General features: G+C 44.3%; 22 protein-coding genes. 19 read left to right on the forward strand and 3 right to left on the reverse strand.

Features of this window, described 5'->3' with window-relative positions; genetic code table 11:
* Positions 1-31 precede the first annotated feature (31 nt).
* Positions 32-1,147, reverse strand: coding sequence for a sporulation integral membrane protein YtvI (gene ytvI, locus QA442_RS07270; protein WP_069840114.1), 1,116 nt, complete (start codon positions 1,145-1,147; stop codon positions 32-34).
* Between the two features lie 96 nt (positions 1,148-1,243).
* On the opposite strand from ytvI, the gene QA442_RS07275 reads away from it, so the two are divergent.
* The 10 genes from QA442_RS07275 to coaE all read left to right on the forward strand — a co-directional run bounded on the left by QA442_RS07275 (position 1,244) and on the right by coaE (position 13,391).
* On the forward strand, positions 1,244-1,708 hold the full coding sequence (locus tag QA442_RS07275; protein ID WP_004398695.1) for a DUF441 domain-containing protein: 465 nt from the start codon (positions 1,244-1,246) through the stop codon (positions 1,706-1,708).
* A 333-nt stretch (positions 1,709-2,041) separates the two neighbouring features.
* Positions 2,042-3,160: a citrate synthase gene (gene citZ, locus QA442_RS07280; RefSeq protein ID WP_014664943.1), complete on the forward strand. Its 1,119-nt coding sequence runs from the start codon at positions 2,042-2,044 to the stop codon at positions 3,158-3,160.
* A gap of 164 nt (positions 3,161-3,324) precedes the next feature.
* On the forward strand, positions 3,325-4,596 hold the full coding sequence (gene icd / locus QA442_RS07285) for an NADP-dependent isocitrate dehydrogenase (protein WP_003229433.1): 1,272 nt from the start codon (positions 3,325-3,327) through the stop codon (positions 4,594-4,596).
* Between the two features lie 43 nt (positions 4,597-4,639).
* Entirely contained in the window at positions 4,640-5,578 is a 939-nt protein-coding gene (gene mdh, locus QA442_RS07290) for a malate dehydrogenase (RefSeq protein ID WP_003237775.1), read from the forward strand.
* 211 nt (positions 5,579-5,789) lie between these two features.
* A complete protein-coding gene (gene phoP, locus QA442_RS07295) occupies positions 5,790-6,512 on the forward strand; it encodes a two-component system response regulator PhoP (protein ID WP_014664941.1) in 723 nt (240 codons plus the stop codon).
* Positions 6,505-8,244: a sensory box histidine kinase PhoR gene (gene phoR / locus QA442_RS07300; RefSeq protein ID WP_095432416.1), complete on the forward strand. Its 1,740-nt coding sequence runs from the start codon at positions 6,505-6,507 to the stop codon at positions 8,242-8,244. The genes phoP and phoR overlap by 8 nt, the downstream gene beginning before the upstream one ends.
* Positions 8,245-8,487: 243 nt before the next feature.
* A complete protein-coding gene (polA, locus tag QA442_RS07305; protein ID WP_095432415.1) occupies positions 8,488-11,130 on the forward strand; it encodes a DNA polymerase I in 2,643 nt (880 codons plus the stop codon).
* 22 nt (positions 11,131-11,152) lie between these two features.
* Positions 11,153-11,983, forward strand: a complete 831-nt coding sequence (gene mutM / locus QA442_RS07310; protein ID WP_095432414.1) for a DNA-formamidopyrimidine glycosylase — start codon at positions 11,153-11,155, stop codon at positions 11,981-11,983.
* Positions 11,984-12,149: 166 nt separating this feature from the next.
* Positions 12,150-12,782, forward strand: coding sequence for a sporulation membrane protein YtaF (ytaF, locus tag QA442_RS07315; RefSeq protein ID WP_003229449.1), 633 nt, complete (start codon positions 12,150-12,152; stop codon positions 12,780-12,782).
* A 15-nt stretch (positions 12,783-12,797) separates the two neighbouring features.
* Positions 12,798-13,391, forward strand: coding sequence for a dephospho-CoA kinase (gene coaE, locus QA442_RS07320; RefSeq protein WP_095432413.1), 594 nt, complete (start codon positions 12,798-12,800; stop codon positions 13,389-13,391).
* 39 nt (positions 13,392-13,430) lie between these two features.
* Here coaE and ytbE read toward each other — a convergent pair whose 3' ends face one another.
* Positions 13,431-14,273: an aldo/keto reductase YtbE gene (ytbE, locus tag QA442_RS07325; RefSeq protein ID WP_095432412.1), complete on the reverse strand. Its 843-nt coding sequence runs from the start codon at positions 14,271-14,273 to the stop codon at positions 13,431-13,433.
* A 23-nt stretch (positions 14,274-14,296) separates the two neighbouring features.
* Positions 14,297-15,487: an MFS transporter gene (locus QA442_RS07330; protein ID WP_014664935.1), complete on the reverse strand. Its 1,191-nt coding sequence runs from the start codon at positions 15,485-15,487 to the stop codon at positions 14,297-14,299.
* A gap of 182 nt (positions 15,488-15,669) precedes the next feature.
* Here QA442_RS07330 and QA442_RS07335 point away from each other — a divergent pair, with 182 nt between their 5' ends.
* The 9 genes from QA442_RS07335 to thrS all read left to right on the forward strand — a co-directional run bounded on the left by QA442_RS07335 (position 15,670) and on the right by thrS (position 25,038).
* Entirely contained in the window at positions 15,670-16,050 is a 381-nt protein-coding gene (locus tag QA442_RS07335) for a winged helix-turn-helix transcriptional regulator (protein ID WP_040082166.1), read from the forward strand.
* A gap of 204 nt (positions 16,051-16,254) precedes the next feature.
* Positions 16,255-17,277, forward strand: a complete 1,023-nt coding sequence (locus tag QA442_RS07340) for a glyceraldehyde-3-phosphate dehydrogenase (RefSeq protein ID WP_095432411.1) — start codon at positions 16,255-16,257, stop codon at positions 17,275-17,277.
* A gap of 238 nt (positions 17,278-17,515) precedes the next feature.
* Positions 17,516-17,896, forward strand: a complete 381-nt coding sequence (gene speD / locus QA442_RS07345; RefSeq protein WP_003223584.1) for an adenosylmethionine decarboxylase — start codon at positions 17,516-17,518, stop codon at positions 17,894-17,896.
* A 263-nt stretch (positions 17,897-18,159) separates the two neighbouring features.
* A complete protein-coding gene (gene nrdR, locus QA442_RS07350) occupies positions 18,160-18,618 on the forward strand; it encodes a transcriptional regulator NrdR (RefSeq protein WP_040082169.1) in 459 nt (152 codons plus the stop codon).
* Positions 18,619-18,732: 114 nt separating this feature from the next.
* A complete protein-coding gene (dnaB, locus tag QA442_RS07355; protein WP_069839707.1) occupies positions 18,733-20,151 on the forward strand; it encodes a replicative helicase loading/DNA remodeling protein DnaB in 1,419 nt (472 codons plus the stop codon).
* A gap of 26 nt (positions 20,152-20,177) precedes the next feature.
* The gene (gene dnaI, locus QA442_RS07360) at positions 20,178-21,113 is read left to right on the forward strand and encodes a primosomal protein DnaI (RefSeq protein ID WP_095432410.1); all 936 of its coding nucleotides are present in this window, start codon (positions 20,178-20,180) and stop codon (positions 21,111-21,113) included.
* A gap of 33 nt (positions 21,114-21,146) precedes the next feature.
* Positions 21,147-21,788, forward strand: a complete 642-nt coding sequence (locus tag QA442_RS07365) for a TVP38/TMEM64 family protein (RefSeq protein WP_095432409.1) — start codon at positions 21,147-21,149, stop codon at positions 21,786-21,788.
* 78 nt (positions 21,789-21,866) lie between these two features.
* Positions 21,867-22,712: a putative sporulation protein YtxC gene (gene ytxC / locus QA442_RS07370; RefSeq protein ID WP_069150044.1), complete on the forward strand. Its 846-nt coding sequence runs from the start codon at positions 21,867-21,869 to the stop codon at positions 22,710-22,712.
* A gap of 394 nt (positions 22,713-23,106) precedes the next feature.
* The gene (thrS, locus tag QA442_RS07375) at positions 23,107-25,038 is read left to right on the forward strand and encodes a threonine--tRNA ligase (protein WP_014480529.1); all 1,932 of its coding nucleotides are present in this window, start codon (positions 23,107-23,109) and stop codon (positions 25,036-25,038) included.
* Positions 25,039-25,045: the final 7 nt, after the last annotated feature.

Below are 25,045 nucleotides of genomic sequence, written 5' to 3' on the forward strand. Positions count from 1 at the left end.
AAACGGCAGCCATGTAACATGGGCTGCTGTTTTATTTTTGCTGAACGGTGATATAGGACCATACTTCCTTTAATGCGCCTGTCGTAATGAAAGCTTGGATAATGACGAGAACAGCCGGCCCGGCAATCAGTCCTAAAAACCCGAATAATTTAAAGCCGGCAAACAGGGCGATGAGCGTTGCCAGCGGATCGATCCCGATAGATTTACTGAGTATTTTAGGTTCTGTCAGCTGCCGCTGAACAAGAACGACGAGATACAGTATGCCGATTCCGATCGCTTGGGGCAGCTGGCCTGTAATCGATAAATACAAGATCCACGGCACAAATACGGAGCCCGCACCCAAGTAAGGGAGAAGATCAACAAGCCCGATTAAAAAAGCGATTGTTGCGGCATGTTCAACCTGTAAGAGAGAAAGGCCGATAAACACAATCACCATCGTGATGAAAACGAGGACGGCTTGTGCTTTGATAAAACCAGTCATTGCTTTTTTTAATTCGCTGCTGATCGCTTTACTATTAGCTGCCACACGATCCGGCAGAAGCAAAACAAGCATGGCTTTCAGCTTATGCCAATCCTTTGTCATAAAAAATGTTGCCAGAAGAGAAAAAATCAGAACCGCCGCCGTATTGGGAAGAAGCGCGAAAAACCTCGGGATCATTTCTAGAATGTGGGACAGCAGCAGCCCGGCATTTTTAGCGGCTGAATCACCGAGTGTCTGGATGTGGGTGACGATGGAAGCCTGCTGGTTCGTTTCCAATTCTTGAAACAAAAGAGTTAACTCGTTATAGAGCGGCTGAATATGAGTTGTAAACAATTTTTCGCAATAGGAAATAAACGTGCTGATATGCGGAGGCAGCGTTTTTGCTAGATAGGCTGTACCCGTTACGATTTCGGCTACCAGAATGGTGAGAACGCCGAAGGCTGCGAGCAGAAAAAAAGCAAGCACGCCCAGAACATTTATCGTTCGGGGGAATCCTGTCACTTTGTCCAAATAATCGACAACAGGATGAATCACTGATGAAAGAATAAGGGCGATCAGGAACGGATAAGTTAACGGAAACGAATAATAGGCCGCAGCTATCGACCCTGCGGTAATTGATATGACAAAGAGGGTTCTGAAAAAAATAGTAATATAAGATTGATTCACGAAAACGGTCCTCCTCTCGTCAGCATGTCCTATTTTTTATATGTATTCACGCTGCGGCTGAATATGAATACATTCACCTTAAAGGAGGGATGGCATGTGTTTACACAAGCGAATTTATTTTTAATTTTACTCTTGGCCATCGCACTTATCGCAAAAAACCAATCATTGCTTTTTGCTGTATCCGTCCTTTTGATCATCAAAATCGTTGGACTTGATCAGAAGTTATTTCCAACTATCCAGTCAAAAGGCATTAACTGGGGTGTGACCATTATTACTATCGCCGTTCTTGTCCCGATTGCCACGGGAGAAATCGGATTTAAGCAGCTTGGAGAGGCAATGCGGTCTTCCTACGCATGGATCGCCTTGGGAGCGGGAATCGCAGTGGCGCTGATTGCCAAAAACGGCCTGACTCTGCTGGAAAATGACCCGCATATTACAACTGCCCTTGTGATCGGGACCATTCTCGCAGTCGCGCTTTTTGGCGGAGTAGCAGTGGGCCCGCTGATCGGAGCGGGGATTGCTTATTTAGCCATGCAGATCGTAAAACTGTTCACTTCATGAAAAAAGCGGCCTTAAAGCCGCTTTTTTTTGTATGCAAAAACCCGCAAATAAAGGCGTTTTTTCGGGGAAATCACAGAATGAAAAAAAAAATTATAGGTAAACATTTAACAAATGTCTGATTATTGTTTATAATGAGAATAGGCTTAAACTTAAATAAGCTTATAAGAATTTGTTATGTTCTTTCATAAGCAAAGGGTTTTAGTACTAGCAGCCAGTAAAATGTAAGCATTTTCTTTTTGGGGGAGAGAAATACTTGCATCGTGCTTTTTAAGTAAGCCTCATGTTTTTACAACACTCTTAAAGGGGAAATTTATTGAAAAGGAGATGTTATATATGACAGCGACACGCGGTCTTGAAGGGGTTGTAGCAACAACATCATCTGTTAGTTCTATTATTGACGATACCCTTACATATGTGGGGTATGATATCGATGATTTGACAGAGAATGCAAGTTTTGAAGAAATCATCTACTTGCTTTGGCATCTAAGGCTGCCAAACAAAAAAGAGCTTGAAGAGTTAAAGCAGCAGCTTGCAAAGGAAGCTGCCGTTCCGCAAGAAATTATTGAGCACTTCAAATCTTATTCCCTCGAAAATGTTCATCCCATGGCTGCTCTTAGGACAGCAATTTCATTATTAGGCCTGCTTGACAGCGAGGCTGATACCATGAACCCGGAAGCCAACTACAGAAAGGCGATCCGCCTTCAGGCAAAGGTGCCTGGCCTGGTTGCAGCGTTTTCCAGAATTCGCAAGGGTCTTGAGCCTGTAGAACCGAGAGAAGATTACGGTATTGCGGAGAATTTTCTTTACACATTAAACGGTGAAGAGCCTTCACCAATTGAGGTTGAAGCCTTCAACAAAGCATTGATTTTACATGCTGACCACGAGCTGAACGCGTCAACGTTCACAGCGAGGGTCTGCGTCGCGACACTTTCTGATATCTATTCAGGCATTACTGCAGCAATCGGTGCGCTTAAAGGGCCTCTGCACGGCGGGGCGAATGAAGGCGTTATGAAAATGCTGACAGAAATCGGTGAAGTGGAAAACGCTGAGCCGTACATCCGCGCTAAACTTGAAAAGAAAGAAAAAATCATGGGATTCGGCCACCGAGTGTATAAGCATGGTGATCCGCGCGCGAAGCATCTGAAAGAAATGAGCAAGCGCCTGACCAACCTGACGGGTGAAAGCAAATGGTATGAGATGTCGATTCGTATAGAAGACATCGTTACATCAGAGAAAAAGCTTCCACCTAACGTTGATTTCTATTCGGCTTCTGTATATCACAGTCTCGGCATTGACCATGATTTGTTTACACCGATTTTTGCTATAAGCAGAATGTCCGGGTGGCTCGCCCATATTCTTGAGCAGTATGACAACAACCGTCTAATCCGCCCGCGGGCAGATTACACAGGCCCTGACAAACAAAAATTCGTTCCAATTGAAGAAAGAGCCTAAAGAACCATTGGAGGCTGGCTTGCGTCAATGAGGTTAGCCTCTTGTTCAGAACATCAAATTTGAGTTACACTTTAAATTGAATGTTGAGAAAAATCATTTTGTTTTCTATATAAGAAAAATAAAATGTTTTCTAAATATGAATTACATACTGGGAGGTTTTTATTGTGGCACAAGGTGAAAAAATTACAGTCTCTAACGGAGTATTAAACGTACCAAACAACCCGATTATCCCGTTTATCGAAGGAGACGGAACCGGTCCTGATATTTGGAACGCGGCTTCGAAGGTTTTGGAAGCAGCAGTAGAAAAAGCATACAAAGGCGAAAAGAAAATTACGTGGAAAGAAGTTTATGCCGGAGAAAAGGCTTATAATAAAACAGGTGAGTGGCTCCCTGCTGAAACATTAGATGTGATCCGCGAATATTTTATCGCGATTAAAGGCCCGTTAACGACACCTGTCGGCGGCGGTATCCGTTCTTTGAACGTAGCACTCAGACAAGAGCTTGACCTATTCGTCTGCTTAAGACCTGTAAGATACTTTACTGGAGTGCCGTCACCGGTAAAACGACCTGAAGATACTGATATGGTTATCTTCCGTGAAAATACAGAAGATATTTACGCAGGCATCGAGTATGCAAAAGGCTCAGAAGAAGTACAAAAGCTTATCAGCTTCCTTCAAAATGAGTTAAACGTCAACAAGATCCGTTTCCCTGAGACATCAGGTATTGGCATTAAGCCTGTTTCCGAGGAAGGAACAAGCCGTTTAGTCAGAGCTGCCATTGATTATGCAATCGAGCATGGCCGCAAATCCGTAACGCTTGTTCATAAAGGAAACATCATGAAGTTCACTGAAGGCGCCTTCAAAAACTGGGGCTATGAACTTGCTGAAAAAGAGTACGGAGATAAAGTCTTCACATGGGCTCAATATGACCGCATTGCTGAAGAACAAGGAAAAGACGCTGCCAACAAAGCGCAAAGCGAAGCGGAAGCAGCAGGAAAAATCATTATCAAAGACAGCATTGCTGACATTTTCCTTCAACAGATCTTAACGCGTCCAAACGAGTTTGATGTCGTTGCGACAATGAACTTGAACGGAGATTACATTTCTGATGCCCTTGCTGCGCAAGTCGGCGGAATCGGCATTGCTCCTGGAGCGAACATCAACTATGAAACAGGACATGCGATTTTCGAGGCGACGCACGGAACGGCTCCTAAATATGCAGGCCTTGATAAAGTAAATCCATCTTCAGTTATTCTTTCAGGCGTTCTGCTTCTTGAGCATTTAGGATGGAACGAAGCGGCTGATTTGGTTATCAAATCTATGGAAAAAACAATCGCTTCTAAAGTCGTAACTTACGATTTTGCCAGATTAATGGATGGCGCGACTGAAGTGAAATGTTCAGAGTTCGGAGAAGAACTGATCAAAAACATGGACTAAGCAAGGAAAAAGCCTAAAACTAGCCATAAAGGAGAAGAGAGACATGGGAAATACTCGTAAAAAAGTTTCTGTTATCGGAGCAGGTTTTACCGGAGCTACAACTGCATTTTTAATCGCTCAAAAAGAGCTGGCAGACGTTGTTCTTGTTGACATTCCGCAATTGGAGAACCCGACAAAGGGAAAAGCGCTTGATATGCTTGAAGCAAGCCCGGTTCAAGGCTTTGATGCAAAAATTACGGGAACATCCAATTACGAGGATACAGCTGGCTCTGACATTGTTGTCATTACAGCCGGTATCGCAAGAAAACCTGGTATGAGCAGGGATGATCTGGTCTCTACAAACGAAAAGATTATGAGAAGCGTTACACGGGAAATCGTGAAATATTCTCCTGACTCTATTATTGTGGTGCTGACAAATCCTGTTGATGCAATGACATACGCGGTGTACAAAGAATCCGGCTTCCCTAAAGAGCGTGTAATCGGCCAGTCCGGTGTGCTTGATACGGCGAGATTCAGAACATTTGTGGCAGAGGAATTAAACCTGTCAGTGAAAGATGTGACTGGTTTCGTACTCGGCGGACACGGTGACGATATGGTGCCGCTTGTGCGTTATTCTTATGCCGGCGGTATCCCGCTAGAAACTCTCATTCCGAAAGAACGGATTGACGCAATTGTGGAGCGCACTAGAAAAGGCGGAGGCGAAATCGTGAATCTTCTTGGAAACGGAAGCGCGTATTATGCGCCTGCGGCTTCTCTGACAGAAATGGTCGAAGCGATCTTGAAAGATCAGCGCCGCGTCCTTCCTACAATTGCTTATCTTGAAGGGGAATACGGCTATGAAGGCATCTACCTTGGCGTGCCAACAATTGTAGGCGGCAACGGACTTGAACAAATCATTGAACTTGAACTGACAGACTATGAAAGAGCGCAGCTGAATAAATCAGTTGAATCTGTCAAAAATGTCATGAAAGTATTATCCTAATAAAAAGAGAGAAAGGCTTGCTTGATACAGCCTTTCTCTTTTTACTATATATGAAAGCGCTACCATTATTGTTTGTATTTCTTTTAAAAATGATGTAAAAGGCGAATTGTCGGAATGTCCTGCTTTCGCTAAAATAAAATCATGAAACATGTTAAGATGACATAAAATAGAGAAATAGGATGTCGGGGAATTATAATACTGGAGGCACAGCATGAACAAGAAAATTTTAGTTGTGGATGATGAAGAATCTATTGTTACTCTTTTACAGTACAATTTGGAACGGTCAGGCTATGATGTTATTACCGCCTCGGATGGGGAAGAAGCACTCAAAAAAGCGGAAACAGAGAAACCTGATTTGATTGTGCTTGATGTAATGCTTCCAAAATTGGACGGAATCGAAGTATGCAAGCAGCTGAGACAGCAAAAACTGATGTTTCCCATTTTAATGCTGACAGCGAAGGATGAGGAATTCGATAAAGTATTAGGGCTTGAGCTTGGTGCTGACGATTATATGACCAAGCCGTTCAGTCCAAGGGAAGTAAATGCGAGAGTCAAAGCGATTTTAAGGCGTTCGGAAATGGCTGCGCCCTCTAGTGAAATGAAGAACGATGACATGGAAGGCCAGATCGTAATTGGCGATCTGAAAATCCTGCCTGATCATTATGAAGCGTACTTTAAAGAAAATCAGCTTGAACTGACACCGAAAGAATTCGAACTGCTGCTTTATTTAGGCAGACATAAAGGCAGAGTTCTGACAAGAGATCTGCTGCTGAGCGCAGTCTGGAATTATGATTTTGCCGGAGATACGAGAATAGTTGATGTGCATATCAGCCATCTTCGCGACAAAATTGAATATAATACCAAAAAACCGATCTATATTAAAACGATTAGGGGATTGGGGTATAAACTGGAGGAGCCAAAAATGAATGAATAAAAACCGTGTGCGCCTTTTTTCTGTATTCGTTGTCTGTTTGATTCTGGTGTTTTGTGTCCTCGGGCTGTTTTTACAGCAGCTCTTTGAAACATCTGGTCAAAGGAAAGCAGAGGAACACATTGAAAAAGAAGCAAAATACATGGCTTCGCTACTTGATGCCGGCAATCTAAATGATCGAGCAAACGAGAAAATCATTAAAGATGCAGGCGAGGCGCTTGATGTGAGTGCAGCCGTTATTGATACAGACGGCAAGGTGCTGTATGGGTCAAACGGGAGAGCGGCAGATTCCCAAAAGGTGCAGGCGGTTGTTTCTGGCCATGAGGGGATTCTTTCAACAGCAGATAACAAGCTTTATTACGGACTTTCACTTAGAAGCGAAGGTGAAAAAACAGGATATGTGCTGCTTTCCGCCTCTGAAAAAAGCGACGGCTTGAAAGGCGAATTGTGGGGGATGCTGACGGCCAGTCTTTGTACCGCATTTATCGTCATTGTTTATTTTTATTCCAGCATGACCTCACGTTATAAAAAGTCAATAGAAGCAGCGACAAATGTAGCCACAGAGCTTTCCAAGGGGAACTATGATGCACGGACGTACGGCGGCTATATCAGACGCTCTGATAAGCTTGGACGTGCGATGAACAGCCTTGCCATTGATCTGATGGAAATGACCCGAACACAGGAAATGCAGCGGGATCGGCTGCTGACAGTCATTGAAAACATTGGCTCCGGACTGATTATGATCGACGGAAGAGGCTTTATTAATCTTGTAAACAGGTCTTACGCCAAGCAGTTTCATATCAATCCGAATCAGATGCTGCGCCGTCTTTATCACGATGCATTTGAACATGAAGAAGTGATCCAGCTAGTCGAAGATATTTTTATGACGGAGACAAAGAAATGCAAGCTGTTAAGACTTCCGATCAAAATAGAACGGCGTTATTTTGAAGTGGACGGCGTTCCGATTATGGGGCCGGACGATGAATGGAAAGGAATTGTGCTCGTTTTCCATGACATGACAGAAACGAAGAAATTAGAGCAGATGAGGAAGGATTTTGTGGCCAATGTTTCTCATGAGCTGAAAACGCCGATTACGTCCATAAAAGGGTTTACGGAGACGTTATTGGATGGGGCGATGGAGGACAAAGAGGCGCTTTCTGAATTTCTCTCTATTATTCTTAAGGAAAGCGAAAGACTTCAGTCTTTGGTTCAGGATTTGCTCGATCTCTCAAAAATCGAGCAGCAAAATTTCACGCTTAGTATCGATACGTTTGAGCCGGCCAAAATGCTTGGTGAGATTGAAACGCTTCTGAAGCATAAGGCGGATGAGAAAGGCATCTCCCTGCAACTGAATATTCCGAAAGACCCTCAATATGTGTCAGGTGATCCGTACAGGCTGAAACAGGTATTTCTTAATCTCGTAAACAATGCGTTAACCTACACGCCTGAGGGAGGCTCAGTGGCTATCAATGTAAAGCCCAGAGAAAAAGACATTCAGATTGAGGTCGCCGATTCCGGAATCGGAATTCAGAAAGAAGAAATTCCGCGCATCTTTGAACGCTTTTACCGCGTAGATAAAGACAGAAGCAGGAATTCGGGGGGAACCGGGCTGGGCCTTGCGATTGTGAAGCATTTAATAGAGGCTCATGAAGGGAAAATTGATGTCACAAGCGAGCCTGGACGGGGAACTGTCTTTACCGTGACGCTGAAACGGGCCGCTGAAAAGTCCGCCTAATGTTTACAAAGGTTTAACAATATCTTCATGCACTGTTAAACCTATGCTGGTAGGATGTAGTAGAACCCCTTCATCCAAGGAGCCAATTTTGACGGCGGGAACCTATTTGTGTTCCCGTCCTTTTTTGTGTGTTCTCTTATAGTTCACGTATTTTCCTTTCAAATTGAACTTTGTTAAAATAAGAGGAGCTAATGACTATGTAAGAGATGAATGGAAGCGTGAGGCTTCTTAGGAGGAAATTGAATGACGGAACGAAAAAAATTAGTGCTTGTAGACGGAAACAGTCTGGCTTACCGGGCGTTTTTTGCATTGCCGCTGTTAAGCAATGACAAAGGTGTTCATACAAATGCTGTATACGGCTTTGCGATGATTTTGATGAAAATGCTTGAGGATGAAAAACCGACGCATATGCTGGTTGCGTTCGATGCCGGGAAAACAACATTTCGTCACGGCACATTTAAAGAATATAAAGGCGGCAGACAGAAAACCCCGCCTGAGCTTTCCGAACAAATGCCTTTTATCCGCGAGCTGCTTGATGCCTATCAGATCAGCCGCTATGAACTGGACCAATATGAAGCGGATGATATTATCGGTACACTGGCCAAATCGGCTGAAAAAGACGGGTTTGAAGTAAAGGTTTTCTCAGGAGATAAGGATTTAACTCAGCTGGCAACGGACAACACGACAGTTGCCATTACGAGAAAGGGAATTACCGATGTTGAATTTTACACACCGGAGCATGTCAAAGAGAAATACGGGCTTACGCCTGAACAAATCATTGACATGAAGGGTCTGATGGGCGATTCCTCAGATAATATCCCGGGTGTGCCCGGCGTCGGAGAAAAGACTGCGATTAAGCTTTTAAAACAATTTGATTCCGTTGAAAAGCTGCTGGAGTCCATTGACGAGGTGAGCGGAAAGAAATTGAAGGAAAAGCTTGAGGAATTTAAGGATCAAGCATTGATGAGCAAGGAGCTTGCGACGATTATGACGGATGCTCCGATTGAGGTATCTGTTTCCGGCCTGGAATATCAAGGCTTTAACCGTGAACAGGTCATTGCCATCTTTAAAGATCTTGGCTTCAACACGCTTCTTGAACGGCTTGGGGGAGACAGTGCAGAAGCGGAGCAGGATCAGTCGTTAGAAGACATTAATGTCGAAATCGTTACAGACGTAACCAGCGGCATATTGGTTTCTCCATCTGCATTTGTCGTTGAACAGATTGGCGATAATTATCATGAAGAGCCGATTCTCGGATTTTCGATCGTAAATGAAACGGGAGCTTATTTCATTCCGAAAGACATTGCCGTTGAGTCTGAGGTGTTTAAAGAATGGGTGGAAAATAACGAGCAGAAGAAATGGGTCTTCGACAGCAAGCGGGCTGTTGTTGCCTTGCGCTGGCAGGGCATTGAGCTAAAGGGTGCCGAGTTTGATACGCTCCTTGCGGCCTATATCATCAACCCGGGCAATTCATATGACGACGTGGCGAGTGTGGCCAAGGATTATGGCCTGCATATCGTTTCGAGCGATGAATCAGTTTACGGCAAAGGGGCAAAACGGGCAGTGCCGTCAGAAGACGTACTGTCTGAGCACCTTGGCCGAAAAGCGTTAGCGATTCAAAGCCTTCGGGAAAAGCTTGTTCAGGAGCTGGAAAACAATGATCAGCTTGAGCTGTTTGAAGAGCTTGAAATGCCTCTTGCGCTTATTCTTGGAGAAATGGAATCAACTGGCGTCAAGGTCGATGTTGACCGTTTAAAACGGATGGGTGAAGAACTGGGTGCGAAGCTGAAGGAATATGAAGAAAAAATCCATGAGATCGCGGGAGAGCCGTTTAACATCAATTCGCCGAAACAGCTCGGCGTCATCTTGTTTGAAAAAATTGGCCTTCCTGTCGTAAAGAAAACGAAAACAGGTTATTCTACGTCTGCCGATGTGCTTGAAAAGCTGGCTGACAAGCATGATATTGTCGACTATATTTTGCAGTACAGACAAATTGGCAAGCTCCAATCAACATATATTGAAGGGCTTTTAAAGGTGACGAGACCTGATTCGCATAAAGTGCACACGCGCTTTAATCAGGCCTTAACGCAAACTGGCCGTCTCAGCTCGACTGATCCGAATCTGCAAAACATTCCGATCAGGCTTGAGGAAGGACGGAAAATTCGCCAAGCTTTTGTGCCGTCTGAAAAAGACTGGCTCATTTTTGCAGCCGATTATTCACAAATCGAGCTGCGGGTGCTTGCCCATATTTCAAAGGATGAAAATCTTATCGAAGCTTTTACAAACGATATGGATATTCATACGAAAACGGCAATGGATGTGTTCCATGTTGCTGAGGATGAAGTAACATCTGCGATGAGACGCCAGGCGAAAGCGGTCAACTTTGGCATTGTTTACGGCATCAGCGATTACGGTCTGTCACAGAACCTCGGCATCACCAGAAAGGAAGCCGGTGCATTTATCGACCGCTATCTGGAAAGCTTCCAAGGCGTAAAAGCGTACATGGAAGATTCAGTTCAGGACGCGAAGCAAAAAGGGTACGTAACAACACTTATGCATCGACGCCGCTACATTCCTGAGCTGACGAGCCGAAACTTTAATAGTCGCAGTTTTGCGGAGCGGACGGCCATGAATACACCGATTCAAGGAAGCGCCGCTGATATCATCAAAAAAGCTATGATTGACATGGCTGCCAAGCTGAAAGAAAAACAGCTGAAAGCAAGGCTGCTGCTTCAAGTACACGATGAATTGATTTTTGAAGCGCCGCAGGAAGAAATTGAAATTCTTGAAAAGCTTGTTCCTGAAGTAATGGAGCATGCGCTTGCATTAGATGTGCCGTTAAAGGTGGACTTTGCATCAGGCCCATCTTGGTACGATGCGAAATAAACAGAGATAGGAAGTGATGGATGTGCCGGAATTACCAGAGGTTGAGACGGTCCGGCGCACTCTGACCGGGCTTGTAAAGGGAAAAACAATCAAATCGGTAGAGATCAGATGGCCGAATATCATCAAACGGCCTGCCGAACCGGAGGAATTTGCGCGAAATCTAGCAGGAGAAACGATACAGTCTATCGGAAGACGGGGAAAGTTTTTGCTGTTTCATTTAGATCATTATGTCATGGTTTCCCACCTGCGAATGGAAGGGAAATACGGGCTTCATCAAGCGAAGGAGCCAGACGATAAACATGTGCATGTCATATTTACGATGACGGATGGAACCCAGCTCCGTTACAGAGATGTTCGGAAGTTTGGAACCATGCACTTATTTAAACCGGGAGAAGAGGCGGGCGAGCTCCCGCTTTCTCAGTTAGGTCCGGAGCCGGATGCAGAAGAATTTACGAGTGCATATTTAAAAGAACGGCTTGCCAAAACAAACCGCGCTGTCAAAACTGCCCTGCTGGATCAAAAAACGGTCGTCGGACTAGGGAACATTTATGTGGACGAGGCTCTTTTCAGAGCGGGTGTCCATCCCGAGACAAAAGCAAATCAATTATCAGATAAAACAATCAAAACCCTTCACGCTGAAATCAAAAACACTCTGCAGGAGGCGATTGATGCGGGCGGAAGTACAGTCCGTTCTTATATCAACTCCCAAGGGGAAATCGGAATGTTCCAGCTGCAGCATTTTGTGTACGGAAAAAAAGACGAGCCATGCAAAAATTGCGGAACGATGATTTCGAAAATTGTCGTTGGAGGAAGAGGCACGCATTTTTGCGCAAAGTGCCAGAAAAAAAAGTAGCATAATGCTTCATCGTCCAAGCTGTCGGTGCATATATCAGTAACTCTGTAATGGAGGATGCCATTTTCGAAACACGGATTTTTCACTTTCCCATATATATGATTGTGATGAATCCCGGGCATTTCACATCTGATACAAGAGCACCAACAGAAAGGAAGAAACGGATATGCAAATGGTTTCTATACTGCTGCTGGCGTTGGCTGTCAGCTTGGACAGTTTTTCAGTCGGGTTTACGTACGGATTGAGAAAAATGAAAATACCGTTTAAAGCGATTTTGGTTATCGCCTGCTGTTCCGGTGCTGTCATGTTTATATCCATGCTGATCGGAAGCTTTCTCACAAAGTTTTTTCCTGTATATGTGACGGAGAAGCTTGGCGGTTTGATATTGGTTGGAATCGGTGCGTGGGTTCTGTACCAATTCTTCAAACCGGCAAAAGATAAAGAATACCTCTTGCATGAAAAAACGCTGCTTAATTTAGAGGTTCGGTCATTAGGGATTGTGATTCATATTTTGAGAAAACCGATGAGTGCGGATATCGACAAATCGGGTGTGATCAATGGAATTGAGGCGGTCCTATTGGGATTTGCCTTATCGATTGATGCCTTTGGGGCAGGTATAGGCGCAGCCATTCTCGGTTTTTCACCGATTGTGATGAGCATCGCCGTGGCAATCATGAGCTCACTGTTTGTATCAATCGGAATCAATGCTGGCCATTTTTTGTCTAAGTGGAAATGGATCGATAAAATGGCGTTTTTGCCAGGGCTTCTGCTGATCACGATTGGGCTCTGGAAATTGTAAAAAGGAGTGGATCTCTTGACCTTAGTCATTGGTTTAACGGGAGGAATAGCTAGCGGCAAAAGCACGGTAGCCAATATGCTGATTGAAAAAGGAATAACAGTTATAGATGCAGATATCATTGCAAAACAAGCGGTAGAAAAAGGGATGCCGGCCTACCGGCAAATCATTGACGAATTCGGTGAAGACATCCTGCTCTCAAATGGCGATATAGATCGAAAAAAGCTTGGGGCGCTGGTATTTACAAATGAACAAAAGCGTCTCGCCTTAAATGCAATTGTTCATCCCGCAGTCAGGCAGAAAATGCTCAAGCGTCGTGATGAGGCCATTGCAAATCAGGAGGCATTTGTTGTATTGGATATCCCGCTTTTGTTCGAAAGCAAATTGGAATCATTGGTTGATAAAATTATTGTGATCAGTGTGACAAAAGAGCTCCAACTGGAACGTCTGATGAAGCGCAATCAGCTGACGGAAGAAGAAGCAGTCAGCCGTATCCGCTCTCAAATGCCCTTAGAGGAAAAAACAGCAAGAGCAGATCAAGTCATCGATAACAGCGGAACGCTCGAAGAGACCAAAAGGCAGCTTGATGACATCATCAACAGCTGGGCATAATACAAAAACACCGTTCAATATGAACGGTGTTTTTTGCCATTAAAAATCAAAGTTGTCCGGATCAGGACCGACGCGCAAGTTTTCATTCAGGGCATCGATTCGGTTCATGTCATCCTGTGTTAATTCAAAGTCAAAGACACTTGCATTTTCTTTAATGCGGTGTTCCTTCGTTGATTTTGGAATCGTGATGATGCCATGCTGCAGATCCCAGCGCAAAATAATTTGTGCGACAGATTTGTTATATGTTTGAGCGATGTCAGCCAATACAGGGTGATCCAGCAGCTGCCCCTGCATCAAAGGTGACCAAGCCTCCATCTGGATGCCTTGATTTTGGCAGTAACTTATCAATTCTTTTTGTGTGAGGCGCGGGTGAAATTCCACTTGGTTAATCATAGGCTTAATTTCAGCTGCCGTCATCAGATCTTCAAGATGGTGAATTTGGAAGTTGCTTACGCCGATTGCTTTGATACGTCCTTCTTTATACAACGTTTCAAGCGCTCTCCAAGCATCTTTATACTTTCCTTCTACAGGCCAGTGGATGAGGTATAGATCTAAATAATCCAGACCGAGTTTTGACAGGCTTGTTTCAAATGCTGCGAGTGTTTCCTCGTAGCCTAAATCAGCATTCCATACTTTCGATGTAATAAATAGATCCTCTCTTGAAATGCCTGCTTCTTCAATGCCCTGCCGAATCCCTTCTCCGACTCCAGCTTCATTTCCATAGATAGCTGCAGTATCAATACTGCGGTACCCGTGGGCAATGGCAGTTTTAACTGCGTTTACCAGTTCAGATCCTTCCTCCACTTGGAAGACGCCGAGGCCGAACCAAGGCATTTTTACCCCATTATGAAGTGTTGCTGTTGCTTGTAAATGTGTTGTCATGTTTATTTCCTCCTTTAAAATTGTCAGGCTTCCTGCCGATCGCGTTTTTCCATCAAGCGGCTCCAGCCTGTTAAAATAACTGCTCCGGCCACCATTAATCCGCCTATCCAAGCGGTATGAATCAATCCGATTGAATCGGTGATCACACCACCAAGGTATGAGCCAAGCGCGATCCCTGCATTAAAGGCAGCGATATTCATCGCGGATGCGACGTCAACTGCACTCGGGACAAAACGCTCAGCCAGCATGACGACATACACCTGAAGGCCGGGCACGTTCATAAAGGCCAGCAATCCCATACAGAGAATGGTGATGAGTCCTGCTGCTTGATATGAGGCCGTAAATGTCAGTACAAATAGAACGATTGCCTGTACGATAAACATATAGAATAAAGCGGCAATCGGATTTCGGTTAGACAGCTTTCCGCCAATCATATTTCCGATAGCGATAGCGATTCCATATCCGAGCAGAATCACTGCAACAGTTCCGGCTTTGAAGCCTGTTACTTCCTGAAGCAGGGGAGACAGATATGTGAATACAACGAATGTTCCTCCGTACCCAAGAGCTGTAATGACAAATAAAAGCAATAACCGGCCGTTTGTCACAAGCTTCAATTGATCCCGCATCGTTGTTTTTGTCCCTTTTCGTAATTTGGACGGTACAAGAATGCCATTGGTAATAAAAGCAATGATTCCGACGGCGATAATGACCATAAAGGCAAAACGCCAGCCGAACTGCTGGCCGATAAACGTGCCGAAAGGAACTCCGGTTACAGTTGCCACAGTAAGACCGGTAAACATAATCGAAATCGCGCTGGCCCTTTTATTCTCCGGGACAATATCCGCTGCGATTGTCGAACCGATTGACATAAATACACCGTGTGAAAATGCCGATATCACACGGGCTGCTAATAAAATCCCGATGCTTGAAGCGGTTGCTGCCATCGTATTACCGGCAATAAAAATAAACATGATCCAAAGCAATAGTGTCTTACGAGACATGCTTGAGGTCAATGAAGTTAATATAGGTGCTCCAAATGTAACGCCGAGTGCATAAAGGGAAACAGTCAATCCCGCTGTTGTGACTGGAATATGCAGGTCATCAGCAATGAGCGGCAAAAGGCCGACACTGATAAATTCGGTTGTCCCTATCGCGAATGCACTTACGGCCAAAGCCAGGAGTGCAGGAATACTGCTTTTATTGGCTGAAGTCATGATGTTCCTCCTTTGTATGTGTGTTGTATGATTGAAATTCTGCTGAGTAAGCTATATAAATAAAAAAGAGCAGATTCAAATCAGCCGGCAAATGTGATTATGAAACATATCGTAAGGAAAGAAAAGTACGTACTTTTAAGTGCTATAGTCACTTTTTGGTGCCTGTAAGGAGAATGGATTGTATGGAGAAGAAAAAATATAACATTTCTGTTGAAGCGACTCTCGAAGTGATTGGCGGGAAGTGGAAATGCGTGATTTTATGCCATCTGACGCACGGAAAAAAACGCACGAGTGAATTAAAGCGCCTGATGCCCAACATCACGCAAAAGATGCTGACCCAGCAACTGCGTGAGCTGGAAGCGGACGGTGTCATTAACCGGATCGTTTATAATCAGGTTCCTCCAAAAGTGGAATACGAGCTCAGCGAATACGGGCGCAGCTTAGAAGGGATTTTAGATATGCTGTGTGCTTGGGGAGCGAATCATATTAACAGAGTGTACGGAGATACTTTTTCTGTGTTAGAAGAAAGTGTGCTCAATGATAAGTTGAAACAGGAATTATAAAGCATGAGGGCAGTCAGTGCAGAGCGCTGGCTGCTTTTTGGCTTTACGACTGATATTTTGTGCAAGAAAACATATGATGTATCATAAATTAGCGTTATAATCGTTGATTTTTATCAATATGTACTGGCGAATTTGTTTTAATGTGTTATACTAATTTTAGATAGTAACATATTAGGATGGCATAATTGATAAGGGGTGTCCAACATGAAGGTAAAAGTAGCGATCAACGGGTTTGGAAGAATCGGAAGAATGGTTTTCAGAAAAGCGATGTTAGACGATCAAATTCAAATAGTGGCCATTAACGCCAGCTATTCCGCAGAAACGCTGGCTCATTTAATAAAGTATGACACAATTCACGGCAGATACGATAAAGAGGTTGTGGCTGGTGAAGACAGCCTGATCGTAAATGGAAAGAAAGTGCTTTTGTTAAACAGCCGTGACCCAAAACAGCTGCCTTGGCGGGAATATGATATTGACATAGTCGTCGAAGCAACAGGGAAGTTTAATTCAAAAGATAAAGCGATGGGCCATATAGAAGCGGGCGCAAAAAAAGTCATTTTGACTGCTCCGGGAAAAAATGAAGACGTTACCATTGTGATGGGGGTAAATGAAGACCAATTCGACGCTGAGCGCCATGTGATTATTTCAAATGCGTCATGCACGACAAACTGCCTTGCGCCTGTTGTAAAAGTGCTGGATGAAGAGTTTGGCATTGAGAGCGGGCTGATGACTACAGTCCATGCGTATACGAATGACCAAAAAAATATTGATAACCCGCACAAAGATTTGCGCCGGGCGCGGGCTTGCGGTGAATCCATCATTCCGACAACAACAGGAGCGGCAAAGGCGCTTTCGCTTGTGCTGCCGCATCTGAAAGGAAAGCTTCACGGCCTCGCCTTGCGTGTCCCTGTTCCGAACGTCTCATTGGTTGATCTCGTAGTTGATCTGAAATCAGATGTTACGGCTGAAGACGTAAACGAGGCATTTAAACGCGCTGCCAAAACGTCGATGTACGGTGTACTTGATTATTCAGATGAACCGCTTGTATCGACTGATTATAATACAAATTCGCATTCAGCGGTCATTGACGGGCTTACAACAATGGTAATGGAAGACAGAAAAGTTAAGGTGCTGGCGTGGTATGACAACGAATGGGGCTACTCCTGCAGAGTTGTTGATTTGATCCGCCATGTAGCGGCACGAATGAAACATCCGTCTGCTGTATAAAATAAGGTCATGGACACATTTTAAAGAAAAAACCCTTAACAGCATATTTCTAAAAAAACGCACCTTGCAAATTAGACTTAAACACAGTATACTATTTTTCGTGAACTTCTTGCTTGAGACTGTTTCGGAATTACTTAAAGGGTTAGGACCTCTCCGGACTAACTTTCCCCCGTGGTAAATGGCCGACCCAGTTGTTGGAATTTCACTTTTTAATTCTTGTTAAGGGGGGTCCATGACTATGGAAACAATGGGGCGTCACGTTATCTCCGAGCTATGGGGATGCGATTTTGATAAGCTGAATGACATGGATTTTATTGAAAAAACGTTTGTAAATGCTGCTCTAAAATCAGGTGCTGAGGTGCGCGAGGTTGCATTTCACAAATTTGCACCGCAAGGCGTAAGCGGAGTTGTGATTATTTCTGAATCACACTTAACGATTCACAGTTTTCCTGAGCACGGATATGCGAGCATTGATGTTTATACTTGTGGAGACTTAGATCCTAATGTTGCTGCTGATTACATCGCAGAAGCATTACATGCTGATACAAGAGAAAACATTGAAATACCGAGAGGAATGGGGCCTGTGCAAATTAAACAGGCGCAAGCAAAAGTACTATAAAGTAAATGCGAACACAAAGGGAGCTGAAGCTAGAAGGCCATTATGCGCTTTTTAGCTTATGCTCCTTTTATTTTTTATAAAGAAACGAGAGTGTCAGCTTTTTCTTTTTTCATTTTTTTTGTAAAATAAGAAGGAGATTTTCACAAACCACCTAATGCCATAGAAACAAATTTAACAACGGCTCTCCCGACAGATGCTGTCACAAAAGGCGGAGGCTGCCGAAAATACATTGCAGGGAACGATATAGTTGGGAGCTGATTTTATTGAAATGTCCTTCATGCCAGCATAACGGAACGCGAGTCCTTGATTCACGGCCTGTGGATGACGGGAAATCGATTCGCCGAAGACGCGAGTGTGAATCCTGCCACTACCGGTTTACGACCTTTGAGAAAGTGGAGGAAACCCCGCTCATCGTTGTGAAAAAAGAAGGTGTGCGTGAGGAGTTCAGCAGAGAAAAAATGCTGCGCGGCCTCATAAAAGCATGCGAAAAAAGGCCTGTTTCACTCAAAACGCTTGAAGACATGTGCTTTGATATTGAAAAAGAACTTCGCAATCAAGGCTGCTCTGAGGTGAAGAGCGAGTTCGTCGGAGAAATGGTCATGGACCGGCTGGCTAAGATTGATGAAGTCGCATATGTGCGGTTCGCGTCCGTCTATCGACAGTTTAAAGATATAAACGTCTTTATCGACGAATTAAAAGACTTAATAAAGAAAGAGCGTTAAAAGAGCTAAGAGGATTCTTCTAGCTCTTTTCTCATGTGCAAAATTGGCATTTGATAGATATAAGAAACGGTGTAAAATGAAAGGTAGAAACAAATTCGGAAGGTTTGAGAATGTATGGCTGACTATTGGAAAGATGTACTGCCTGTAGACCCGTATGTGGTTAAAAGCAGATCGATGCTGCAGGATATTGACAGACAAATTATTACACAACTGTACCAGCCCTTAATCGGCCCTGTTGCATTCTCTCTTTATATGACATTGTGGGGAGAGCTTGAACAAAACCGTCTGTGGGGCGGAGAGTCCACACATAGACAGCTGATGGGGATGACACAGTCCAACTTAAAAACGATCCATCAGGAACAGGGGAAGCTCGAGGGCATCGGATTACTGAAAGTATATATGAAAGAATCCGAGCGGCAGGAGCGCCTCTTTATATATGAACTTCTTCCGCCGCTCAGGCCAAATGAATTTTTTGAAGACGGAATGCTGAATGTTTTTCTGTACAATAGGGTCGGAAAAACGAAATATCAGCAATTAAAACAATTTTTTACGCACCCGGCCATTTCAGAAGATGCGAAGGACATTACGCGGCCGTTTAATCACGCGTTTGAATCGCTGCAGCCGAGTGAATGGAAGCTCACATCTGATATGGAGGAAACGGTAAGACTTGCCGAGGGGAACGAGTATACTTCTGTCGGACAGGCTCCGTCCTACACCATAACGGAGGATGTGTTTGATTTTGATTTGTTTTTAGCGGGACTTTCTGAGACGATGATTCCGAGAAAAGCGATGACCCAGCAGGTGCGGGACACAATCAAAAAGCTTTCTTATCTGTACGGAATTGACCCATTGCAGATGCAAAATGTCGTGATGAGCGCAATTGATGAGCATGATGTCATTACGACGGAGGCATTAAGAAAAGCGGCCAGCGACTGGTATCAAATCGAAAGAAACGGACAGCTGCCCGATTTAGTGGAAAAAACACAGCCGGTGCATCTGCGTGAAGGCGAAAAACCGGCAGAAGAGGATTCTCTGGACGGGAAGCTGATCGCATTGCTGGAGACGATTTCTCCGAAGAAGCTTCTGCAGGACATTGCTGACGGAACAGAGCCGTCAAAAGCGGATCTGAAAATCATAGAAGAAATTATGTTCGAACAGAAACTCGAGCCAGGCGTCACAAATGTGTTAATTTATTATGTCATGCTGAAAACCGACATGAAGCTGTCGAAAAACTATATTCAAAAAATCGCGTCGCATTGGGCACGAAAAAAGGTGAAAACGGTCAGGGAAGCGATGAAACTCGCGATAGAAGAGAACCGCCAATACCTTGAATGGGCTGAGGGAAAAACAAAGTCTTCGAAACGAAACCAAAAAGTGATTCGCGAAGAAAAGCTTCCTGACTGGATGAAAGAAAAAGAAACAGCGTCCGATTCAGAATCCGGACAGCAGAAGCTGCATCCGCAAGATTTGGAAGAACAGAAGAAAAAGATGATGGAAGAAATGCAAAAACTGAAAAAATACTCTGCCTATTAAAGACAGAGATGCGGGGTGAGGAATAGATGGAACCAATCGGCCGTTCCCTGCAGGGCGTAACCGGCAGGCCGGATTTTCAAAAACGTCTTGAACAAATGAAGGAAAAGGTCATGAAAGATCAAGATGTTCAAACGTTTTTGAAGGAAAACGAAGAAGTGATTGACCAAAAAATGATCGAAAAGAGCTTAAATAAGCTTTATGAATATATCGAACAAAGCAAGAATTGCTCCTATTGTTCGGAAGACGAAAATTGCAACAATTTGTTGGAGGGCTACCATCCGAAGCTTGTTGTCAATGGGCGGTCTATTGATATCGAATATTATGAATGCCCAGTTAAACGGAAGCTCGATCAGCAGAAAAAACAAAAGTCTCTTATGAAAAGCATGTATATCCAGCAGGATCTTCTCGGTGCGACGTTCCAGCAGGTCGATATCAGTGACCCGAGCAGGCTCGCGATGTTCCAGCATGTTACAGATTTTCTGAAAAGCTATAACGAGACGGGAAAAGGCAAAGGACTATATTTATACGGGAAATTCGGGGTGGGAAAAACGTTTATGCTCGCTGCGATTGCCAATGAGCTGGCTGAAAAAGAGTATTCATCCATGATTGTCTATGTGCCCGAATTTGTGAGAGAGCTTAAAAATTCGCTGCAAGACCAAACATTAGAAGAGAAGCTCAATATGGTAAAGACCACACCCGTATTGATGCTAGATGACATCGGAGCTGAATCAATGACAAGCTGGGTAAGGGATGAAGTCATCGGAACGGTGCTTCAACACAGAATGTCCCAGCAGCTGCCCACTTTCTTTTCTTCTAATTTCTCACCTGACGAGCTGAAGCATCATTTTACGTATTCGCAAAGAGGAGAAAAGGAAGAAGTAAAAGCGGCAAGATTAATGGAGCGGATATTATATTTGGCTGCTCCGATCCGCCTTGACGGAGAAAACCGCCGCCATCCGTAACTGCTGCGGTTCAAAGGGGAAGGAACTGAGGGTATGAAACGAAAAACCGCTTTTAAATGGCTGGCAGTGCTGGCAGGTGCAGGTTTAATCTTTTGGGGAAATAAAAGATATTTGAATGTATCGCCGAAAGAGATCAGGGTATGGGTATTGTCGTTCGGTGTTTTTGCTCCGCTGATGTTTATCGGGATATCCATCGTCAGGCCGCTCGTTTTATTTCCGGTGTCTGTTATTTCAATAGCGGGCGGACTTGCGTTTGGTCCGCTTCTCGGCACGTTTTATACGTTAGTCGGTTCAATGTGCGCTTCAGCTGTTTCGTTTTTTGCGGCCGGTTTGTTTGCGGCGAAAAAGAACGGCTATTATGAAAAGCTTGAAGCCATCCAGAAGCAAATGGAGGATAACGGATTTTTCTATATCTTCCTTTTAAGAATCCTGCCGATCAATTTTGATTTCGTCAGCTATGCTGCAGGCCTTTCCAATGTCAAAGCGATGCCGTATTTTGCGGCGACGGCTGTGGGAATCATCCCTGGGACCATTGCGCTGAATGTTCTGGGAGCGAGCTTTTTGTCTGGTAATCTGCCAGCTTTCTTTCTTGTTCTCGCTCTGTATATCGTGTTTATTTCGCTGCCATTCATCTTCAGAAAGAAAATGCAAAACTTGTTCCAGGAATCAAATTAAGATTTGCCAGTGACCTTTACGTCTATTTTAAAAACATCCCCCATATACTTGTAACAGATGCCGTAAGGGGGGACAAACATGCTTGAAATAATCTTTGAAGATGACCATGATGCAGCCGCTTTTTTACATCTCATTCAGCATTCGGACGATCGGAACAATATCATTGTCCGTGAAGGCATACGAAAAATCGGGATTAAAAAAGCGAAGCGGGCTTTCTCTATTCAACGTTTTATGGAGCCGATTCTGGTCAAATTTTTTTTGGAATGCAAAGAAGACGAGCATATGCTGTCATTGATTGAGGAAACATATTGTTTCACTGACCAGGATGAACAGCAGCAAATTCTTCAGCTCGCACACAGTATTATTGAAGGTGAAGCAGACGATCTTCAGTTTGAGCCGCTGAAGCTTTCACGGAAACAATCTATTTTGGATGAACTCCAAACGATCTGTTTAGAGGAAGGCGTATTTTACATTCGCTCCTTTCAGACCTTCCGGCTTGGATCATACTATAAGCAGCTGAGAGATATTACAGAAGCAGCGATTGATGAATATAAGATGGAACAGGAATATCAAAACTTTATTCAAACACTCAGAGACTATGTAAACGCCAAACAGCCGCGTATCAAAAAAGTGCATATTGTCCATGATGGTTCCTTTACATTATGGGAGCTGCGCTATGTGCCGGAACGGGAAAAAATGAAATACATAGACAGGCGGTTTGTCCGGGATCATCCTATGTATATTGATTCTCATTTGCTCGCGCCTCTGATTTCCATTGCGCCTGATGAAGTCGTGCTTTATACCGACCAGCCCGAGCACATGATGGCAAGGACCATTCAAAACGTGTTTCAAGAAAGAGTGGAAATGCTTCCGCTGCACGCTTTTTCAGATGCAGAAACAACGGTGAAGCAATCGGAAGGATAAGGGCCGGCAGCCTGTATATATAAGGCTGTCGGTTTAAAAAAAGGAAACGCGGCCGTGTTGATTTTTTGGATTGAACAATTTATAATACATAGGAGATTAAGAAAGACACACGTATTGATAAGGACACGAAGGAATGATACCGGCTCAAAGAGAGGGAAGCCCCGGCTGCAAGCTTCCCAGCTAAGGACCATTCGCTTTACCGCCTTTGAACTTCAGCTGTGAACCCCTTGAAAAGGAACAGTAATGGCTGACGGGAACTCCCGTTACAGAGCTTAGAGCCGCAGGTGCCGTATTGGCTTTGCGGAAAAAAGGGTGGAACCACGATTCCGTTTATTCAACCTCGTCCCTTTCATAGGGGGCGGGGTTTTTATATGCAAAAAAAGGAGTGACAAAGATGTCAGATATGGTAAAAATCACATTTCCTGATGGAGCAGTCAAGGAGTTTGCGAAAGGAACAACAACAGAAGATATCGCGGCATCCATCAGTCCGGGATTAAAGAAAAAATCATTAGCCGGAAAACTGAACGGAAAAGAAATCGATTTGAGAACGCCGATCAATGAAGACGGTACAGTGGAAATCATTACAGAAGGCTCAGAAGAAGGTCTTCAAATTATGCGCCACAGTACGGCTCACTTGCTGGCTCAAGCGATTAAACGCATCTACAAGGATGTTAAATTCGGCGTCGGTCCGGTTATCGAAAACGGGTTTTACTACGATGTAGAAATGGACGAAGCGATTACACCGGAGGATCTGCCGAAAATCGAGAAAGAAATGAAAAAAATCGTTAATGCGAACCTTCCGATCGTTCGAAAAGAAGTCAGCCGTGAAGAAGCGAAAGCCCGTTTTGCGGAAATCGGTGATGACCTGAAGCTTGAACTATTGGATGCGATTCCTGAAGGAGAAACCGTTTCGATCTATGAGCAAGGCGAATTCTTTGACCTGTGCCGCGGCGTCCACGTTCCTTCAACTGGGAAAATCAAAGAATTTAAGCTGTTAAGCCTTGCAGGCGCATACTGGCGCGGTGACAGCAAAAATCAAATGCTTCAGCGCGTATATGGTACAGCTTTCTTCAAAAAGGCTGATCTTGAAGAGCATCTTCGTATGCTAGAAGAAGCGAAAGAACGCGACCACAGAAAACTCGGCAAAGAATTAAAGCTGTTTGCGAACTCTCAAAAAGTCGGACAAGGCCTGCCGCTTTGGCTGCCAAAGGGCGCAACAATCCGCCGCGTCATCGAGCGCTACATTGTCGATAAAGAAATCAGCCTCGGCTATGAGCATGTATACACACCTGTGCTCGGCAGCAAAGAGCTGTATGAAACATCAGGACATTGGGACCATTATCAGGAAGGCATGTTCCCTCCGATGGAAATGGACAATGAAACACTTGTATTGCGTCCGATGAACTGCCCGCACCATATGATGATTTACAAACAAGACATTCACAGCTACCGCGAGCTTCCGATTCGGATTGCGGAGCTGGGAACGATGCACCGCTATGAAATGTCAGGTGCGCTGTCAGGGCTTCAACGCGTACGCGGAATGACGTTAAACGATGCACACATCTTTGTGCGCCCGGATCAAATTAAGGATGAGTTTATCCGTACAGTTCGTTTAATCCAGGATGTATATGAGGATTTCGGTTTAAGTGATTACACATTCCGTCTGTCTTACCGCGATCCGGAAGATACAGAGAAATATTTTGATGACGATGAAATGTGGAACAAAGCGCAATCCATGCTGAAAGAGGCAATGGACGAAATCGGCCATGACTATTACGAAGCAGAAGGTGAAGCGGCATTCTACGGCCCTAAACTTGATGTTCAAGTAAAAACTGCAATCGGCAAAGAAGAAACATTGTCTACGGTTCAGCTTGATTTCTTATTGCCGGAACGTTTCGATCTGACATACATCGGTGAAGACGGCAAGCAGCACCGCCCGGTTGTCATTCACAGAGGCGTCGTCTCCACAATGGAACGCTTTGTCGCCTTCTTAATCGAAGAACACAAAGGCGCGCTGCCGACATGGCTTGCACCGGTTCAGTTCCAAGTCATCCCGGTTTCTCCGGCTGTGCATTTAGACTACGCGAAAAAAGTGCAGGAACGCCTGCAGCGTGAAGGCCTGCGTGTTGAAGTCGACAGCCGCGATGAAAAAATCGGCTACAAAATCCGTGAAGCGCAAATGCAAAAAATCCCGTACATGCTGGTGGTCGGTGACCAAGAAGCAGAAAACGGCGCGGTAAACGTGCGGAAATACGGTGAACAGAACTCTGAAACGATTTCTCTTGATGAGTTTGTGAAAAAGGCAGTAGCTGAAGCGAAAAAATAAAATAAAA

It is taken from the genome of Bacillus stercoris, assembly GCF_029772985.1.
GTDB lineage: Bacteria > Bacillota > Bacilli > Bacillales > Bacillaceae > Bacillus > Bacillus stercoris.